This window comes from Pseudomonas sp. FBCC-B1667, from assembly GCF_059133255.1.
In genome coordinates, this window is sequence record NZ_CP101437.1 from 2754104 (window position 1) to 2770549 (window position 16446).

Annotated in this window: 17 protein-coding genes and 2 pseudogenes; 8 read left to right on the top strand and 11 right to left on the bottom strand. The window is 59.5% G+C overall.

Going from position 1 to position 16446, the window contains the following annotated elements:
* Positions 1–295 precede the first annotated feature (295 nt).
* From NL116_RS12460 to NL116_RS12470, 3 genes are read left to right on the top strand one after another with little or no spacing between them, the layout of a single operon-like run.
* Positions 296–1336 (top strand): isopenicillin N synthase family dioxygenase, encoded by a 1041-nt coding sequence (locus tag NL116_RS12460; RefSeq protein WP_494378051.1) that lies wholly within the window; start codon positions 296–298, stop codon positions 1334–1336.
* Position 1337: 1 nt separating this feature from the next.
* Positions 1338–2285 carry a hypothetical protein gene (locus tag NL116_RS12465; protein ID WP_494377421.1) on the top strand — a complete coding sequence of 316 codons (948 nt, stop codon included), beginning with the start codon at positions 1338–1340 and terminating at the stop codon, positions 2283–2285.
* 39 nt (positions 2286–2324) lie between these two features.
* On the top strand, positions 2325–3404 hold the full coding sequence (locus NL116_RS12470; RefSeq protein WP_494377422.1) for a putative urea ABC transporter substrate-binding protein: 1080 nt from the start codon (positions 2325–2327) through the stop codon (positions 3402–3404).
* Between the two features lie 392 nt (positions 3405–3796).
* Here the strand turns inward: NL116_RS12470 and NL116_RS12475 are convergent, their stop codons facing one another.
* From NL116_RS12475 to NL116_RS12485, 3 genes are read right to left on the bottom strand one after another with little or no spacing between them, the layout of a single operon-like run.
* The gene (locus tag NL116_RS12475; RefSeq protein ID WP_494377423.1) at positions 3797–4495 is read right to left on the bottom strand and encodes a dienelactone hydrolase family protein; all 699 of its coding nucleotides are present in this window, start codon (positions 4493–4495) and stop codon (positions 3797–3799) included.
* Positions 4496–4553: 58 nt separating this feature from the next.
* Positions 4554–5069: an HvfX family Cu-binding RiPP maturation protein gene (locus tag NL116_RS12480; RefSeq protein ID WP_494377424.1), complete on the bottom strand. Its 516-nt coding sequence runs from the start codon at positions 5067–5069 to the stop codon at positions 4554–4556.
* 56 nt (positions 5070–5125) lie between these two features.
* Entirely contained in the window at positions 5126–5329 is a 204-nt protein-coding gene (locus NL116_RS12485; protein ID WP_494377425.1) for an HvfA family oxazolone/thioamide-modified RiPP metallophore, read from the bottom strand.
* A 375-nt stretch (positions 5330–5704) separates the two neighbouring features.
* Here NL116_RS12485 and glsB point away from each other — a divergent pair, with 375 nt between their 5' ends.
* The 3 genes from glsB to NL116_RS12500 all read left to right on the top strand — a co-directional run bounded on the left by glsB (position 5705) and on the right by NL116_RS12500 (position 8605).
* Positions 5705–6613 (top strand): glutaminase B, encoded by a 909-nt coding sequence (glsB, locus tag NL116_RS12490; RefSeq protein ID WP_494377426.1) that lies wholly within the window; start codon positions 5705–5707, stop codon positions 6611–6613.
* Positions 6614–6687: 74 nt separating this feature from the next.
* Positions 6688–8190: an aldehyde dehydrogenase family protein gene (locus tag NL116_RS12495; protein ID WP_494377427.1), complete on the top strand. Its 1503-nt coding sequence runs from the start codon at positions 6688–6690 to the stop codon at positions 8188–8190.
* Between the two features lie 73 nt (positions 8191–8263).
* Positions 8264–8605: a BON domain-containing protein gene (locus NL116_RS12500; protein ID WP_494377428.1), complete on the top strand. Its 342-nt coding sequence runs from the start codon at positions 8264–8266 to the stop codon at positions 8603–8605.
* A gap of 50 nt (positions 8606–8655) precedes the next feature.
* Here the strand turns inward: NL116_RS12500 and NL116_RS12505 are convergent.
* Together NL116_RS12505 and NL116_RS12510 are read right to left on the bottom strand one after the other, a co-directional pair.
* Positions 8656–8814, bottom strand: a pseudogene (locus tag NL116_RS12505) (carbonic anhydrase); the annotation flags it as partial.
* A gap of 72 nt (positions 8815–8886) precedes the next feature.
* Positions 8887–8967: pseudogene (locus NL116_RS12510) on the bottom strand (cyanase); the annotation flags it as partial.
* Between the two features lie 74 nt (positions 8968–9041).
* Here NL116_RS12510 and cynR point away from each other — a divergent pair.
* Positions 9042–9914 carry a transcriptional regulator CynR gene (gene cynR, locus NL116_RS12515; protein ID WP_494377429.1) on the top strand — a complete coding sequence of 291 codons (873 nt, stop codon included), beginning with the start codon at positions 9042–9044 and terminating at the stop codon, positions 9912–9914.
* A 70-nt stretch (positions 9915–9984) separates the two neighbouring features.
* Here the strand turns inward: cynR and NL116_RS12520 are convergent, their stop codons facing one another.
* The 5 genes from NL116_RS12520 to NL116_RS12540 all read right to left on the bottom strand — a co-directional run bounded on the left by NL116_RS12520 (position 9985) and on the right by NL116_RS12540 (position 14080).
* Entirely contained in the window at positions 9985–10314 is a 330-nt protein-coding gene (locus tag NL116_RS12520) for a hypothetical protein (RefSeq protein WP_027925325.1), read from the bottom strand.
* A 221-nt stretch (positions 10315–10535) separates the two neighbouring features.
* Positions 10536–10688: a hypothetical protein gene (locus NL116_RS12525; RefSeq protein ID WP_007946257.1), complete on the bottom strand. Its 153-nt coding sequence runs from the start codon at positions 10686–10688 to the stop codon at positions 10536–10538.
* Positions 10689–10833: 145 nt separating this feature from the next.
* Positions 10834–11337 carry a GNAT family N-acetyltransferase gene (locus NL116_RS12530; protein WP_494377430.1) on the bottom strand — a complete coding sequence of 168 codons (504 nt, stop codon included), beginning with the start codon at positions 11335–11337 and terminating at the stop codon, positions 10834–10836.
* 50 nt (positions 11338–11387) lie between these two features.
* The gene (locus NL116_RS12535; RefSeq protein ID WP_494377431.1) at positions 11388–12017 is read right to left on the bottom strand and encodes a glutathione S-transferase family protein; all 630 of its coding nucleotides are present in this window, start codon (positions 12015–12017) and stop codon (positions 11388–11390) included.
* Positions 12018–12130: 113 nt separating this feature from the next.
* A complete protein-coding gene (locus NL116_RS12540) occupies positions 12131–14080 on the bottom strand; it encodes a DNA topoisomerase III (protein WP_494377432.1) in 1950 nt (649 codons plus the stop codon).
* Positions 14081–14345: 265 nt separating this feature from the next.
* On the opposite strand from NL116_RS12540, the gene NL116_RS12545 reads away from it, so the two are divergent.
* A complete protein-coding gene (locus tag NL116_RS12545; RefSeq protein WP_494377433.1) occupies positions 14346–14714 on the top strand; it encodes a DUF427 domain-containing protein in 369 nt (122 codons plus the stop codon).
* Between the two features lie 51 nt (positions 14715–14765).
* Here NL116_RS12545 and NL116_RS12550 read toward each other — a convergent pair whose 3' ends face one another.
* Entirely contained in the window at positions 14766–16388 is a 1623-nt protein-coding gene (locus NL116_RS12550) for an MFS transporter (RefSeq protein WP_494377434.1), read from the bottom strand.
* Between the last annotated feature and the right edge of the window lie 58 nt (positions 16389–16446).

Consider the following 16446-nt stretch of genomic DNA (forward strand, 5'->3'; position numbering starts at 1 on the left):
CCCGCGTGCGATTAAAACGCCGGAACGAGGGGAAGTCCATTGCGCCATCCTGGTGCTTTTTTCAAATCGCACAGCGAATGACATCAACTCCCCGGTAAGAGAACGGGGCTTTCAAATCAACGAGATAGCGGTGTGATGCCGGCCAGGCGCAGACGTGGCACGCACATTGCTCCTGTCATAGCGCACCTTTTTCGGTGCGATTGATCCGGGACGACCCGGAAGCCTCACGGCTCTGCGATATCTGGACGACCAGGTGACATTTTGACTAATCATCAGGAGGTTACTTATGGCGCCCATGCCTCGAATTACTCCTCATTCAGCCTTCGAAACGCTGCCCCTCGTCGACATCTGCGGGCTGTTTTCGAACCTCGAATCCGAACGTATAAACGCAGCGACTGCCTTGGGCGACGCCGCCGCGCAGGCCGGGTTTCTCTATGTGACCGGGCACGGTATTGACCCGCAGATCATCCATCGGCTCAAGCAACGGGCAGCGGACTATTTCGCCCAGTCGATCGAGCAAAAAATGCAGGACTACATCGGGCTGTCGAACAATCACAGCGGCTATGTTCCCGAAGGTGAGGAGCAATTTGTCGAAGGGTCCATTGACCACAAGGAAGCCTTCGACGTCGGCTTCGATTATGCGCCGGCGCCAGGGCGACGGCCGATGTTAGGGCCGAATCGCTGGCCGGTCTTCCCGGGTTTCAAGGAGGACATCAAGGCCTACTACGACGCGGTGTTCAACCTCAGTCTCACGTTGTTTCGCGGCTTCGCACTGGCGTTGGGCCTGGCGGAAAACGCCATCAGCCAACGGGTGAACAACCCGCCGAGTCAACTTCGCCTGATCCACTATCCCTTTTCGCCAAACGCCGCTGTAGATCGCCCGGGCATCGGTGCGCACACCGATTACGAATGCTTCACCATCCTGCTGCCGACCGCACCGGGCCTTGAAGTGTTGAACGGAGCAGGGCAGTGGATCGACGTGCCGTTGGTGGACGGTGCGTTTGTGATCAACATCGGCGACATGATGGAAGTACTGAGCAACGGCCGCTACGTCGCCACCGCTCACCGGGTGCGCAAAGTCGCCCAGGAACGCTACGCCTTCCCGATGTTTTGCGCTTGTGACTACGACACGCTGATCGAACCCATCGCGCAGTTGCTCGACCCGCAGAATCCCAGCCGTTATGGGCCGCATGTCTGCGGCGATCACCTGTACGCGCAAACCCTGCAGACCTTCCGCTACCTCAAACAGCGCCTGGCCGCCGGCGAGTTGAGCTTGCCCGATGGGGCGAAGGGATTGTCTTCGTTCGGTCGCGCCGCCATGGCGGGGGAGGTTTGAGATGAATCTGCTGGAGCTCGTTACCCAACATCCGCAACCCGCTGCTGATGGCGTGCCGGACTGGATGCTCGGCTTCTACAAACGCCGGTCGATCAGCTTCGCTGACGGCCTGACCGACGTGCACACCCACGTCTGCTGGTTCCAGAGCCGCCATTTCACCATCGATCTGCGCCTGCCGCTGGAAGGCCAACAAGTGCCGGCCAAACGGCTGCTGGAATACAGTGCCGAAGAATTGCAGACCCTGGCCAGTTACGAAGGCTGGGAAGCGTTGTGTTCATGGGACGGCGACGTGTTGAGTTGGCACACCGACACCTCGTTCCAGCTGCATAACCGTTGGCCCGAGCCCGGTGTGCTCAAGCGCATCGGCAACTGCATGATCGAGTTATCCCCCAGCGGTGCCTATGTCGAAGACTGGCGACTTCAGCTATCTAAGCCGGGTGCGTTGATCGGCTTGCGCTTGCTTGAAGAACGAGAAGTGCAGAGCGGTGTTGTGCATCACCGTGGCGGTGGTTTGATCGTCTGCGGTGAGCATGCGGCGTTGGTGCTGGGCCGGGCTGATCCGCTCGAATCCGGTCCAGAAGCCGAGCCGCTCCGGGATCTGGTCGCCCGCCACGGTGAAGACCCGCAGTGGCTCAAGCGCGCGTTCAACTTCGAGACATCGGTGGCCGAAGGTTCTCTCTCAGCAGGCTACCAAGTGACGCTTTCCACCTGTGCCGGCCGTATCGGTCAGCCATTGATTTCACTGGAGGGTTTCGAGCGGCTCCCCGACGGCGAGCACGTCTCGCAATTGATCACCGTCGAGGGCGTTGCGAGAGAACGCCTTTTCGTCATCGACACCCTGGAACCCGACATCAGCTATGCCCAAGCCACCGGGTTCACCGCCAGCGCCGCGCAATGGTACGAACGTGAATCCCCGACCTTGAGCCGCTACACCCAGCCGCTCGTTTGACATCAACGCATTACCCATTTCATAACCCGTGAGGTTTCCATGAAGGCATTCTCGTGCGTGTTTTACCGTTTCGCAGCGGTGTTGCTGGCCGTGTCCTGTCTCGCGTTCGGCGCTTCGGCGGCGGAGAAAAAGCAGGCGTTCAAGGTGGCGTGGTCGATCTATTCCGGCTGGATGCCCTGGGGTTACGCCAGTGAACACGGGATCATCGACAAGTGGGCGAAGAAGTACGGAATCAAGATCGAACTGGTGCAACTCAACGACTACATCGAGTCGATCAACCAATACGCGGCCGGCGCGTTCGACGGCTGCGGCATGACCAACATGGACGCTCTGACCATTCCGAGTGCCAATGGCGTCGACACCACCGGCCTGATCCTCGGTGACTACTCCAACGGCAACGACGCCATCGTGCTCAAACACGGCAAGACCTTCGCCGACATCAAGGGCCAACAGGTCAACCTGGTGGAGCTGTCGGTCTCCGACTACCTGATGTCCCGCGCCCTGGACATCCATGGCCTGTCGCAACGGGACATCAAGATCATGAACACCTCGGACGCCGATGCCGTGGCGTCTTTCACCACCCCCGGCGTGACCGCTGCGGCGCTGTGGAACCCGCAATTGAGCATGGTAATGAAACAGTCACCGACGGCGGTTGAAGTGTTCACCTCCAAGGAAATCCCGGGCGAGATCATCGACATGATGGCGGTCAACACCGAGACCCTGAAGGCCAACCCGGAACTGGGCAAGGCGCTGGTCGGTGCCTGGTTCGAAACGCTGCAACTGATGTCCGGCGACAACGGCCAGGCCATCGCCGCACGCACCTCGATGGCTGAACGTTCGGGCACCGACCTTAAAGGCTACGAGGATCAACTGACGCAAACCATGCTGTTCTACACGCCGGGCACCGCGTTTGAGTTCGCCAATTCCGACGCCATCCGCCACACCATGGACAAGGTCCGCACCTTCTCCTTCGCCAAGGGCCTGCTCGGCCAGGCGGCGACCAGCGCCGATGCCGTGGGCATGCAATTCGCCGATGGCTCGACGTTGGGTGATAAAAACAACATCAAGCTGCGGTTTGATACGCAGTTTGTGAATATGGCGGTGACGGGGCAGCTCTGATTGCTTCGGGACGGGCGTTCGGCGGAACGCCCGTGCGTTTAGAACTTCGCGTAGTTCAGAGCATCGACGATTGCAGAACCTCCAATGCCGGTCAGCGACAGCAAGAGCTCGGCCAGGCACTGATGCCTTCAAACAGGAACATCGGTTCGCCGAGTCCATAGCCCGTCAAGGCGCTGCGCATCTGGCAGGCCAGCATCAACGCGAGGACAAACCCGACGAGGGGACGACGATGTGCCAGGTTGCGGAATCGTATACGCCCCTGGTGATCCGAGTCATGACGTCATGGTGAGGTGTCAGTTGCTCGATGCGACGGGGTCGGTTCGAGATGATGATGCCCAACAAAAAGGCCCCTTCATCCATCGATGAAGGGGCCTTTTTCGTTGAGGGCGGTTTTACAGTTCCTGACCGAGAAAGATCAACGTGTTGCCATGCGCCTCAGCCGCAGCGCGCTGGTTGTAGCTGTCGCGGTGCGAGCAGTTGAAGCCGTGTTCGGCTTCCGGGTACACGACAATTTCCACGTTGTCGTTGGTGTCGAAACGTTCGGCGATTTGTTCCACGGCTTCCAGGGAAATGTGGCTGTCCTGTTCACCGAAATGCATCAGCAGCGGCACCTGGATGTCATCGGCGCGGTCCAGGTGATTCTGGATGCCGCCGCCGTAGTAGGCGACCGCCACGTCCACCAGCCCGTTGGTGGCAGTAAGGTATGACAGCAGGCCGCCAAAGCAGTAACCGATGGAGGCGATGCCGCCATCCAGCCCCGGCTGGGCATCGAGGGTGTCGATGGCCAGTTTGATGTCGGCCTGCGCTTTGGTGATGTCGGTAGCGTTCATCAACTCGACGGCGCGTTTCCAGCCGGCTTCATCGTAGGTCAGCTCGATGCGGTGGCCGCTGCGCCAGAACAGGTCCGGCGCAATCACCAGATAACCATCCGCGGCGTATTGCTCGGCGACGGAGCGAATGTGCTCGTTGACACCGAAGATCTCCTGGATCAAGACGATCCCCGGGCCGCGCTGGGTATGCGGAATGGCCAGGTAAGCGCCAAATTTACCGTCGTCGCTGTCGATCTCGATCCATTGGGTGGTCACGCTCATGGTGGCTCCTGTCTACTACGCAAGTGAGGTGGAAGGTGACGCGTGTCACGGTAGCATTTCAGCGAGTGTGACGGCGCCAGAAAAATCTCGCCAGCAGCGTATCGAGGCTCAGCTTGCCGGCACCCGAGAGCAGCAAGGGCAGGAGGGCGGCAAGGTAAATCACCGGCAGTTTGAAGTTGCCGTGGCCTTTATTGCTGATGGCGTAACCCTGGGCAAGCTCACTTAATGTAGACCAATCGGCTGGCCAGTGAACGGCGGCAGTGGCGACAACGGTGACCACGATCAGGATGATCGCCGAGACCCGCGTGCCCAAACCTACCAGAATCGCAAGGGCGCAAATCAGCTCGGCCCACATCGACAGTTCCCAGTTCAACGTGGCAGGCACGTGATCGAACGGAAATGGAAAACGGTCCTGGATGTCGGCAAACCAGTTCTCGCCGTTCCATTTTTCCAGGCCCGACTCAAAGAATTCCCAGGCAATGAACAACCGCAAGGTCAGGGGCGCGAGCCAGCTACCGGCACGGTCGAGGTTCAGGTGCAGGCCTTTCACGGCCGAAGAAATTGAAGTGTTCAAGGGCTTGATCTCCGTCAGGTCAGGATGCGAAGCATCGAATGCCCCGCGCAAAAGGGCTACTCGGCGGCACCGCACTTGCCTTCGCCACATTTGCCTTCGGCCGGTTTTTCCGCGGTGTCGGCCTGGACCTGGCTGTAACCGTGGGCCAGTTGTTTCATGCTGAACGCTTCGGATTCGGAGGCCGAAGCGACGTTCGACAAGGCCAGGCCACCGGCGATGAGCAGGCCGAGGGTCAGGGAAGAAGTGGAGAACTTGAACATGGTGATACCCCGTACAGTGAGTGAGTTGTGCGCTTTGATCGGCTTGGCCAATCGACAAGTGCAGTTGACCAAGCCGGTGTATCTGCGATGTGTCGTTGGGGCGGGGTTTTATGGGCGGCGTGTGTCAGGGGCGGGTCTGTACACACTCAGATACACAGCCACCGCAAATCCCCTGTAGGAGTGAGCCTGCTCGCGATAGCGGTCTGTCATTTATTGATCAGTCGACTGACACACCGCTATTGCGAACGAGCTCACTCCTACGGGGGGATGCGGTGAGTTTTGGATTGGGGTGAGGCAGCTGTGATTCCTGGCCGACGCGCAGCGTCTAGCCTCAGTGTCCCCGCAATCCCATGGGGCGTGACTTTGGAACCTCGCATGCAAGCGTTGTTGAACGAGATCCTCGATGCCGTCCGGCCGCTGATTGGGCAGGGCAAGGTGGCGGACTACATTCCAGCCCTCGGCACCGTGCCGGCCAATCAATTGGGCATCGCCGTGTACAGCAACGACGGTGAGTTGTACTGCGCGGGCGATGCCGAGACGCCGTTCTCGGTGCAGAGTATTTCCAAGGTGTTCAGCCTGGTGCAGGCCATCGAACACTCCGGTGAGGCGATCTGGGAACGTCTGGGCCACGAGCCTTCCGGCCAACCCTTCAACTCGCTGGTGCAACTGGAATTCGAGCGCGGCCGTCCGCGTAACCCGTTCATCAATGCCGGCGCCCTGGTGATCTGCGACATCAATCAGTCGCGCTTTGCCGCCCCGGCGCTGTCGATGCGGGATTTTGTCCGTCGGCTGTCCGGCAATCCGCAGGTCATGGTCGATAGCAAAGTCGCCGAGTCCGAATACCAGCACCGTGCGCGCAACGCCGCGATGGCCTACCTGATGCAGTCGTTCGGCAACTTTCACAACGATGTCGAATCCGTGCTGCGCAGCTACTTCAGCCATTGTGCATTGCGCATGAATTGCGTGGACCTCGCCCGGGCCTTCTGTTTCCTGGCCAACGACGGGTTCTGCAAACACAGCGGCGAACAGATCCTCTCCGCGCGCCAGACTCAACAGGTCAACTCGATCATGGCCACCAGCGGGCTGTACGACGAGGCCGGTAACTTCGCCTATCGCGTGGGCTTGCCGGGCAAGAGCGGTGTCGGCGGCGGGATTGTCGCGGTAGTGCCGGGGCAATTCACGGTGTGCGTGTGGTCGCCGGAATTGAACGCCGCCGGCAATTCCCTGGCCGGGATGGCCGCGCTGGAATTGCTGAGCCAACGGATTGGCTGGTCGGTGTTTTAACGGACGGCCTTGATGACGCTCCGGAAAATTTCCTATACATTTTCCGGCCGCCCCCTGCATGGTGAAACCGCTTCATGTCTCTTGTGCTCGAACGTCTAGTCGCTGGTACGCCGATTCCTTTTGCCGGTAATCGTGTCACGCTCGTCAGCCCCGAACTGGCTGCGCGCTTCCAGCCCGGAGACCACCTGCTGGTCGAACAGGTCAGCGGTGAATTGTTGCTGATTCCGGTGGCGGACCAGCAGGCGGCCAGCGTTGCGATCGAGCGCGCAGAAGCGGCCTTTACCGCAATGTCGGCAGTGTCGGATCAAGCGATCAGCACCTTCTTCGACCTGTTTGCCCAGCGTCTGGAAACCCCGCAATGCTGGGATTTGATTGCGGCCGCCAACCTTGCTGACATTGAGCGCGCCAAGGCCCGTGGACGTTCCATCACGCGTTTGCTGGCGGATGAACGCATGCGCTGCGACATGATCGCCGGCCTGCGGGCGTGGCGCGATGCGTCGGCCACACGCGGTAAAGTGATCAGCTGCGTCGAGCATGATGGCTGGAAAGTCGAGCAAGTGGTGTCGCCGTTGGGCATCGTCGCGTTTGTCTTTGAAGGTCGGCCGAATGTGTTCGCCGATGCCGCCGGTGTCTTGCGCACCGGCAACACCGCCGTGTTGCGCATTGGCAGCGATGCGTTGGGAACCGCCCAGGCGATCGTCACTCATGCGCTGAACCCGGCGTTGAGCGACGCCGGATTGCCAGTCGGCGCGGTATCGCTGGTCGAAAGCGTCAATCATGCGGCCGGTTGGGCGATGTTCGCCGACCGGCGTCTGTCCCTGGCGGTGGCCCGAGGGTCGGGGCGTGCGGTCAGCCAATTGGGCAGCATCGCCCAACAGGCGGGCACCGCCGTCAGCCTTCACGGCACCGGTGGCGCCTGGCTGATCGCCGACAAACACGCCGACGCGACGCGCTTTGCCGCCGTGGTGCGCAATTCCCTGGACCGCAAGGTCTGCAATACCCTCAACGTCTGCCTGATCCAGCGTGACCGCGCCGCCGATCTGGTGCCGCTGTTTCTGGAGGCGTTGCAACAGGCCGGCACTGCGCGGGGCCAGGGCTGCAAGCTGCACATCGTCGAAGGCAGCGAGGCTTGTTTGCCGACTGAATGGTCGAGCGCGAGCGTTGAGGTCTACCGCGCCGAAGGCTATTGCACCGAAGCGATGGCCGAGCCACTGCCGGAGGACCAATTAGGCCGCGAGTGGGAATGGGAAGAAACCCCGGAAGTCAGCCTGATGATCGTCGATGACCTGGACCGCGCGATCGGCCTGTTCAATCGCTTCAGCCCGCAGTTCACGGTGTCGCTGATCAGTGAGGATGACGCGGCCCATGAGCGTTTCTACAACGCCGTCAACGCGCCTTTTGTCGGCAACGGCATCACGCGCTGGGTCGATGGACAGTACGCCTTGAACAAGCCGGAACTCGGTCTTTCGAACTGGGAGAGCGGGCGACTGTTTGCGCGCAGCGCGATTCTCTCAGGCGACGGTGTGTTCACCATTCGCAGTCGCATGACGCAGACGGATCTGTCGGTCAAACGCTAGGCTTTCCGACCTCAGGCGAGGGGCACACTATAATTAAGGTGTTTGCTCCTTCGTTCTGAAAGAGGGATCCATCATGAAACTTCGTTCCTTCGAGCAGTATTCCCATCACCTGGAATCGGTCGCTCATGACACCTGGCTGACGGCCCGGGTGAAGTCGGCCCTGGCCATGGGCGAACCTAGCCTTGCCCTGCACATTCACGTCAGAACCCATGCGGGCACCGTGGCGTTGAGTGGCCGGGTCAATACCCATCGGCAATGTGAACAAGCGGTTGCGCTCACTCGCTCGGTTCAAGGGGTTGTCGACGTCGATGCCCGGGAATTGTTGACGCACGTGTTCAAACCCGGCCGTTTTCCCGAAGCCCCCAACGCTGAAGAGGGCGTTGAGCAACGGCCACGTTCGTCAGACGAAAAATGACCCTGTCAGCAGCGCTTCCGGAATCGGGAGCGCTGCGCAAGGGGGGTTCATCACGCGGCTTCGACGGCTTTGCCGTACACCGCGCAGGTAGTCGGGTGTTCGGCCAGCAAGACGAAGGTGCGACTGCCGGCCTCCAGTGCGTCAATCGAACCGGTTTCGATGTCGTAAACCCATCCACCCAAATTCAACAGGCCTTTTTCCTGCGCCAGGCAGGTGATGAATAACGTGTCCTCATGCGTGAGGTAGGGGTGGCCCGCGCCGTAGGGCTGGCCGGTCTCAACTTAGAACGGGCGCAGGGGCAGGAACTTGCCGTCAAGGGTGATCACCGCGCGGTAGCCACCTTCCGGGTCTTCGACTTGTTTCTGCCGATTGATTCATAGCGTACAAGTCCGATATACAATGCTGCGCATAAGTCTTGTCTATAGATGGAGCCTCCATGCTGCTACGACATCTGCGCTACTTGCTGGCGGTCGCCGACCACGGCGGCTTCACCCGTGCCGCCGAGGCGTTGCATGTGTCGCAGCCGACCTTGTCTCAGCAAATCCGCCAGCTTGAAGAAACGCTGGGCGTGAGCCTGTTCGACCGCAGCTCGCGCACGGTCAAGCCGACCGATGCCGGCGACGCCTACATCGAGTGCGCTCGTCGGGTTTTAGTGGAGCTGGAGGCCGGCAAGCGTGCGTTACATGATGTGAAGGACTTGTCCCGCGGCACCTTGCGCCTGGCGATGACGCCGACGTTCATGGCGTATCTGGTGGGGCCACTGGTGCGCGATTACGTGGCGCGGTTTCCTAATATCCATCTGGAGATTTTCGAACTGTCGATGGATGACATTGAAGCGGGGTTGGCGGATGACTCACTGGACATCGCCATTGCGTTCAATGAAGTCAGAAGTGCCGACATTGAGTCGATCCCGGCATTTACCGAGACGTTGGGTGTGATGGTGGGGCGCGATCACCCGTTGTATGACAGCCAGGTCGCATTGCCCGCTGATGAACTTGCTCAACTGGAGTTCGCGCTGTTGACCCCGGATTTCATCACCCGCACTCGCATCAATGAGTATTTTGCTCAGGAGCAGATCACGCCCAAGGTAGTCATCGAGGTCAATTCTGTGAGCACCTTGCTGGAAGTCATTCGTCACACGGCAATTGCCACCATCCTGCCGGAAGCCATCGCCAGCCAGGAGCGCGCACTGCGCAAGATTCCATTGTTGGGGGAGGCACCTACACGCGGGGCGGCGTTGTTGCGTCGTAAAAACAACTACCACAGCGCAGCGTCGGTGGCGTTTATGAACCTGGTATTGGGGTTGTAAAACACTCAGGCACAAAAAAGGGCCTGCTCTTTAATGGGAGCAGGCCCTTTTTTATCAGTGAGTCAGTTTATTAGTAGAACCGATCAATCACCCGAACTTCGTTTTGGTTCTGCAGCGAAGCCCATGCCTGTTTCAGCGTTTGCAGAACATTACCGATGAAGTCCTTGTCGGCCGCGGCTTTCTTGCCGACATAGCCTTGGCCGCGACGGTACATCTTCAGCCGGGCCAGCAGGTTCTGGTTGTTCTGGTCGAACTCCGCTTCATGAGCGTGAGGCGACAGGCAGTCTATATGAACCTGGCCCGATTTGCTGATCCACAGAATGTGGCTGTCGTGGCTGTCTTTTTGCGCCGCGAACAGACGAGCCAGTTCATCGATAGAAGGTTGATTGTTCAGATTCATAATTTGCCCCTTGACCATTTGGTGATCTTTCAAAGTTGGTTCGCTAATACAAGTAGCCCATCGGTTAGTTGATCCCTGGCACCGAAACCAGGACGTCAGCGGTCGGCCGTCGAATTCAACGGGGTCTCGCGTCTGTTGCATGTAGTCGTGTTGAATAACTGCTACGCGTTAGCGTCACAACGAAGAGAAGCAGCGAGAACCTGGAGGCCACTGCCGACTTTTCAGGGTCGGCCACAAGCTTCATGAGGATTGATCGCCAGCGCTTCTCGTCCTTGTACTGGACGTTCGGGCCAGGTCAGCTTCTTCAATCTGCCTTGTGGGCAGCGTGTATCCGGGAAAAACAGCTCGGCGGTCAGACGAGCTTGCTCAAACATGTTGCTGTACTCCCGATCGGGGAGATGTCTGCATCATGCAAGGGCAAACCAAAGGCGTCAACCGTTATGTAGTGATTTTTATCAGTCACTACATATTGTCGGACAAAACGGATTGGAATGAAAAAGCGAGGTCGGAACACGCCCGTCAGGCCAAGGGCTGCGGGCTCAGGAAGCGGTAGAACGTGCAGGGGTAACCGTCTACTGGCTGCTGATGCACGGTGAATTGATTGCCCGTGAGATCAGGCATCACTTTGGCCCAGAACCGCCGTGCAGGCGGATTCGCATCAATATGGAAAATCTGCCATTGACCGGGGAACTGCCTCAAGAGGGTGGAAACGACAAACTTCGCGACACCTTGGCCACGGAAGCGCCGACTGACAAAAAAGTAGCCGATGTTGTACTCGGCGCCTTCGAGGTGGGTGTCGTCGTCCACGGTCACGAAACCGGCCAGCTCACCGTTGACCCGGATCAGAAATGGCTGGGTCGCGGGGTTACGCCAGTAATCGAGTTTGGGCTGGGTATTGAAAAAACCGTGCTCACCCAGTTCCAGTGGCAGCCATTCGCTGAAATCGTAGATGTAGAACTGCATCAGGTTTTCGAGGACGTCGAGATCGTCGCGGTGTGCGGCGTGCAGTTCTATCGAGGGCATGCGGGGCGCTCCAGATGATGCAGGGCCATCCGTGGCCCTGTCAGGATCACTCAGTGCGGCGCGAAGTCGTACTGGCCGCCTTTCTTCAACGCAGCGAGGTAAGCCGGGCGTGCCTGGAAGCGTTGGACCCAGGCCGCCACGTGCGGGTAGTTGGCCAGTTTGCCCTGGGCCCGGGCGATTTCGCCGATGAAGCTCATCTGGATATCGGCGGCGCTGAACTCATCACCGAGCAGGTAATCGGACTGGCTCAGTGCAGTGTCGAGGTAGCCCAGGTAATTGGCCACTTCCGAGTTGATGCGCGGATGCAGCGGCGCACCGGCTTCACCCAGGCGTCCGACATACAGGTTCAGCATCAGCGGCAACATCGCCGAGCCTTCGGCGAAGTGCAGCCACTGGACGTATTCGTCGTAGGCAGGGGTGGAAGGATCGGGTTGCAGGCGACCCTGGCCATGACGGCGGATCAGGTAGTCGATGATCGCTGCGGACTCGATCAGCTTCTGCGCACCGTCTTCGATGACCGGGGATTTGCCCAGCGCATTGATCGCTTTCAATTCCGGCGGGGCGAGATTGGTTTTCGGATCGCGCTGATACAGTTTTAGCTCATAAGGAATCGCCAGTTCTTCCAGCAGCCAGAGAATGCGCTGGGAGCGGGAGTTGTTCAGGTGATGCACGATAATCATAAATAAGATTCCTGTAGCCGCTGTCGAGTGAAACGAAGCTGCGATGTCTTTTCAGAACAGGCAGTCGCCGGACTTGAGGAACACTAGACCATCCTCGTCCGTTCAAAGTGCCATTAAGCCTTGCTTGCCGGTTTCGCGGCGCGTTTGCTGCCTGTCGAAGGTTTGCGTGTCGCCGGTTTGCGTTTTTTCTTCCAGGGTGCGGCACCTCGTCCGGCCGGGCTGGCGGGCCCGCTGATGGTCAGGCTCAAACCGGCGCAACGGGCGACTTGCTTGCTCATCCACGCCGCCTGTTTGGTGACGAACTCTTCCAGGCTCATTTCGCCACTTTGCACCATGTCCAGCGCTTGTTCCCAGATCGCGGTGGTGCCGGGGTCGGCAATCGCGCGCGGCACCGCATCGATCAGGCTGAAGGCCGCCGGAGTAGCGGCCAGCGCTTTGCCGTTCTTGATCAGGTAACCACGGTCAAGAAGGCCCTGAATGATCGAGGCGCGCGTCGCCTCGGTGCCGATGCCGGTGGTGTCCTTGAGTTTCTGTTTGAGCAGCGGGTCTTCCACCAGTTTGGCCACGTTCTTCATGGCTTTGATCAGGTCGCCTTCGGTGAACGGCTTGGGTGGTTGCGTCCACAGGTCCTTGAGCCTGACGTCGGCGACGGCGCAATCCAGCCCTTCGGCCATTGCCGGCAACGTTTGTGGCGCGGGAGCCTCACGGCCCTTGGCGGGGGCGAAAGCTTCCGGCAAGGCACGCTTCCAGCCGGGCTCGACGATCTGCTTGCCGACGGCACGCAGGGCTTCACCGGCACAATTGAAGTCGGCCTGAGTGCGGTCGTATTCATGATTGGGCAGGAACTGCGCCAGATAACGGGCGCGAATCAGTGTGTAGACCGCCCGCTGTTTGCCCATCAGCCTTTCCAGATTCTTTGCCGCCGCAGTGGGGATGATGCCGTGGTGCGCGGTGACCTTGGCATCGTTCCAGGCCCGTGAGCGCCGTTGCGGTTCCAGATAATCGTTCAGGGCGTTCAGGGACGGGTCAGCCTGACGCAACGCGGCGAGAATGCCGGGGGCTTCACTGTGCTGACTCAACGGCAGAAAACCGCAATCACTGCGCGGGTAGGTGATGACTTTGTGGGTTTCGTAGAGCGCCTGGGCGATATCCAGGGTTTCCTGGGCGCCGAGCCCTAACTTCTTCGAACAGACTTCCTGCAAGGTGCCCAGATCGAAGGGCAGCGGGGCGACTTCACGCATGCGCTCGGTGCGCAGCTTGATCACACGCGCAGTCGCTGCGTTCGCAAGCGCTTGAGCCGCGTTTTGCGCGAGACCCTGATTCAGGCAGCGATCCTGATCATCACAAGCATCGGACGCCGCGCGCCACTGAGCCGTAAACGTCGTCCCTTCATGCAACAACTGCACGTCGATGGCCCAATAAGCTACGGGGACGAAATCAGCAATGCTGCGATCACGGTCCACCACCAGCCGCAAGGTTGGCGTCTGCACCCGGCCCACCGGCAACACACCCTGATATCCGGATTGACGCCCCAGCAACGTAAACAACCGGCTCATGTTCATCCCGATCAGCCAGTCGGCCCGGGATCGACCCAGCGCCGAATGATAAAGGCTGAACGTCTCGGCCCCCGGCTTGAGTGTGGCCAGTGCCTTGCGGATCGACGCGTCGTCCAGCGCCGACAGCCACAACCGGCGGATCGGCCCGCGATAGCGGCAGTGCTCGACCAGTTCGCGGGCGATCATCTCGCCTTCGCGGTCGGCGTCGGTGGCGATCACCAACTCATTGGCCTCGCCGAGCAAGCGTTTGACAGCTTTGTACTGACTGGCCGTACGCGGCTTGACGGTCATCTTCCACTTTTCGGGAATGATCGGCAGGTCCGCCAGTACCCAGCGTTTGTAGCGCACGTCGTAGGCGTCCGGGGGGGCGGTTTCGAGTAAGTGGCCGATGCACCAGGTCACTGTGACGTCTGTTCCCAGCCAGCAGCCGTCGCCCCGACGCTTGGCGCCCAGCACGGCCGCAATGTCCTTGGCCTGGGAAGGTTTTTCACAGAGGTACAGCCGCATAACCACCATCGTTCATCAAGTGTGCAAGAGGCGCACAGAATGGCCGGTGATGAGCGCCGGATCAATCTTTATCTGTATGGATGTACAGCAAAGCTGTTGCGTCCGGTTGCGGCCGTCAAAAATGCCCGTTCGGCTGTGGGGTCGTGGCGACGGCGGATTTTGGGTTATACCTGACAGTTGTGGTCTCAGGTTTCGGGGCAACTGCACGCACGATCAAGGGCGGGCCACGCTCCCAGGTTCATCACCGTCATGAGGAACGTATTCCATGAAAAGCTCCGGTCCTAGTCCTGTTATTACCATCGCCGAGCAGCCGGGCTGCCTGCTGGTGAAGTTTCATGGCATTCAGGTGGCCGCGTCCGCGCGCGCACTGGTGCTGTTGGAGGCCAATTACCCGCCGGTGTATTACATACCGCGAGAGGACATCGACGAAAAGTATTACGCCCGCACCGACCACACCAGTTATTGCCCCTACAAGGGCGATGCCAGCTATTACAGCCTGCAAGTCCCGGGGCATGAAGGCGCCAATGCGGTCTGGAGTTACGAGAACCCTAAAATATCCGTCGATCAGATTCGTGGATACGTGGCGTTCTACCCGGATCAGGTGAAATTCGAGTTACTCGATTCCGAGGTCTGAGGATCGTTTCCCAAGGTGTGTGGCGAGGGAGGCCCTCGCCACAAAGTCCCGTCAGTTTTTATCGAGATCGACGTTCTTGGTCTCGCGCAAACAGATCATCCCCACCACCAGGCTCACCGCGGTAATCACTACCGGGTACCAGAGCCCGTAGAAGATGTCGCCGGTGTAGACCACCAACGCAAACGACACGGTCGGCAGGAACCCGCCGAACCAGCCGTTGCCGATGTGATAAGGCAGCGACATCGAGGTGTAGCGGATGCGCGTCGGGAACAGTTCGACCATCAATGCCGCCAGCGGGCCGTAGCACATGGCCGAGATAATGATCAGCGCCACAATCAACGCGACGATCATTGGTTTGTTGATTTGCTGCATGTCAGCCTGTGACGGGTAGCCGGCCAGCGTTACCGCGCCACGCAAGGCCGCTTCGTCGTAACCGTCGATTTTCACGTCACCGACACTGACCTGCACGCCACTGCCGGCGGGTGCTGCGGCGCTTGCGTAAGGCAGGCCTTGCTTGACCAGGAAGGTTTTGACCTTGTCGCACGGGCTATCAAATTTTGCCTTGCCCACCGGATCGAACTGGAACGTGCACGTCGCCGGGTCGGCCAATACGGTAATCGGCGCCTGACGGCTGGCCTGGTCAATGGCCGGGTTGGCGTAATGCGCGAGGGATTTGAAGATCGGGAAATACAGCGCGGTGGCCAGCAGCAGGCCGATCATCAGCACCGGTTTGCGTCCGACCTTGTCCGATAGCCAGCCAAAGAAGATGAAGAATGGCGCGCCGATGATCACACTGACGATCAGCAAGCCATTGGCCACGGCCGGGTCCATCTTCAGGAACTGGGTGAGGAAAAACAACACGTAAAACTGTGCGGCATAAAAGGTTACCGCTTGCCCGGCGTTGATGCTGAACAGGGCAATCAGTACGACCTTGAGGTTTTCCCACTTGCCAAAAGAATCACGAAGCGGCGACTTGCAGAGTTTGCCTTCCTCTTTCATTTTCACGAAGGCCGGCGACTCGTGCAGGCTCAGGCGAATCCAGGTCGAGATGCCCAGCAAAATGATCGAAAACAGAAACGGAATGCGCCAGCCCCAGACTTCAAACTGGTCGCCAGTGAAGTAGCGGCAACCGAGCACCACCAGCAATGACAGCAATAAACCGAGGGTCGCCGTGGACTGAATCCAGCTGGTGTGGAAACCGCGTTTGCCTATCGGTGCATGCTCTGCGACATAGGTGGCCGCGCCGCCATATTCACCGCCCAGAGCCAGACCCTGAAGCATGCGCAGCACCACGAGGATGATCGGCGCGGCGATGCCGATGCTCGCGTAAGTCGGCAGTAAGCCGACGCAGAAGGTCGCCAGGCCCATGAGTACGATGGTTGCGAGGAAGGTGTATTTGCGTCCGATCATGTCCCCCAATCGACCGAACACCAACGCGCCGAAAGGCCGCACGATGAAGCCTGCGGCGAAGGCCATCAGCGCAAAGATGAACGCCGTGGTGTCGTTGACCCCGGCGAAAAATTGTTTGCTGATGACCGCCGCGAGGGCGCCATAGAGGAAAAAGTCGTACCACTCAAACACCGTCCCCAGTGACGAGGCGAAGATGACTTTGCGGGTGTCGTGGGTGATCGCCGCGACGGGCGCGGCTTCCAGGGTCTGAACATGTTCTGACATATCGGTATCCCTCACAGTGATTGTTTTTGTTGTTCCACTGGTGTTGCGTGTTCCTTGT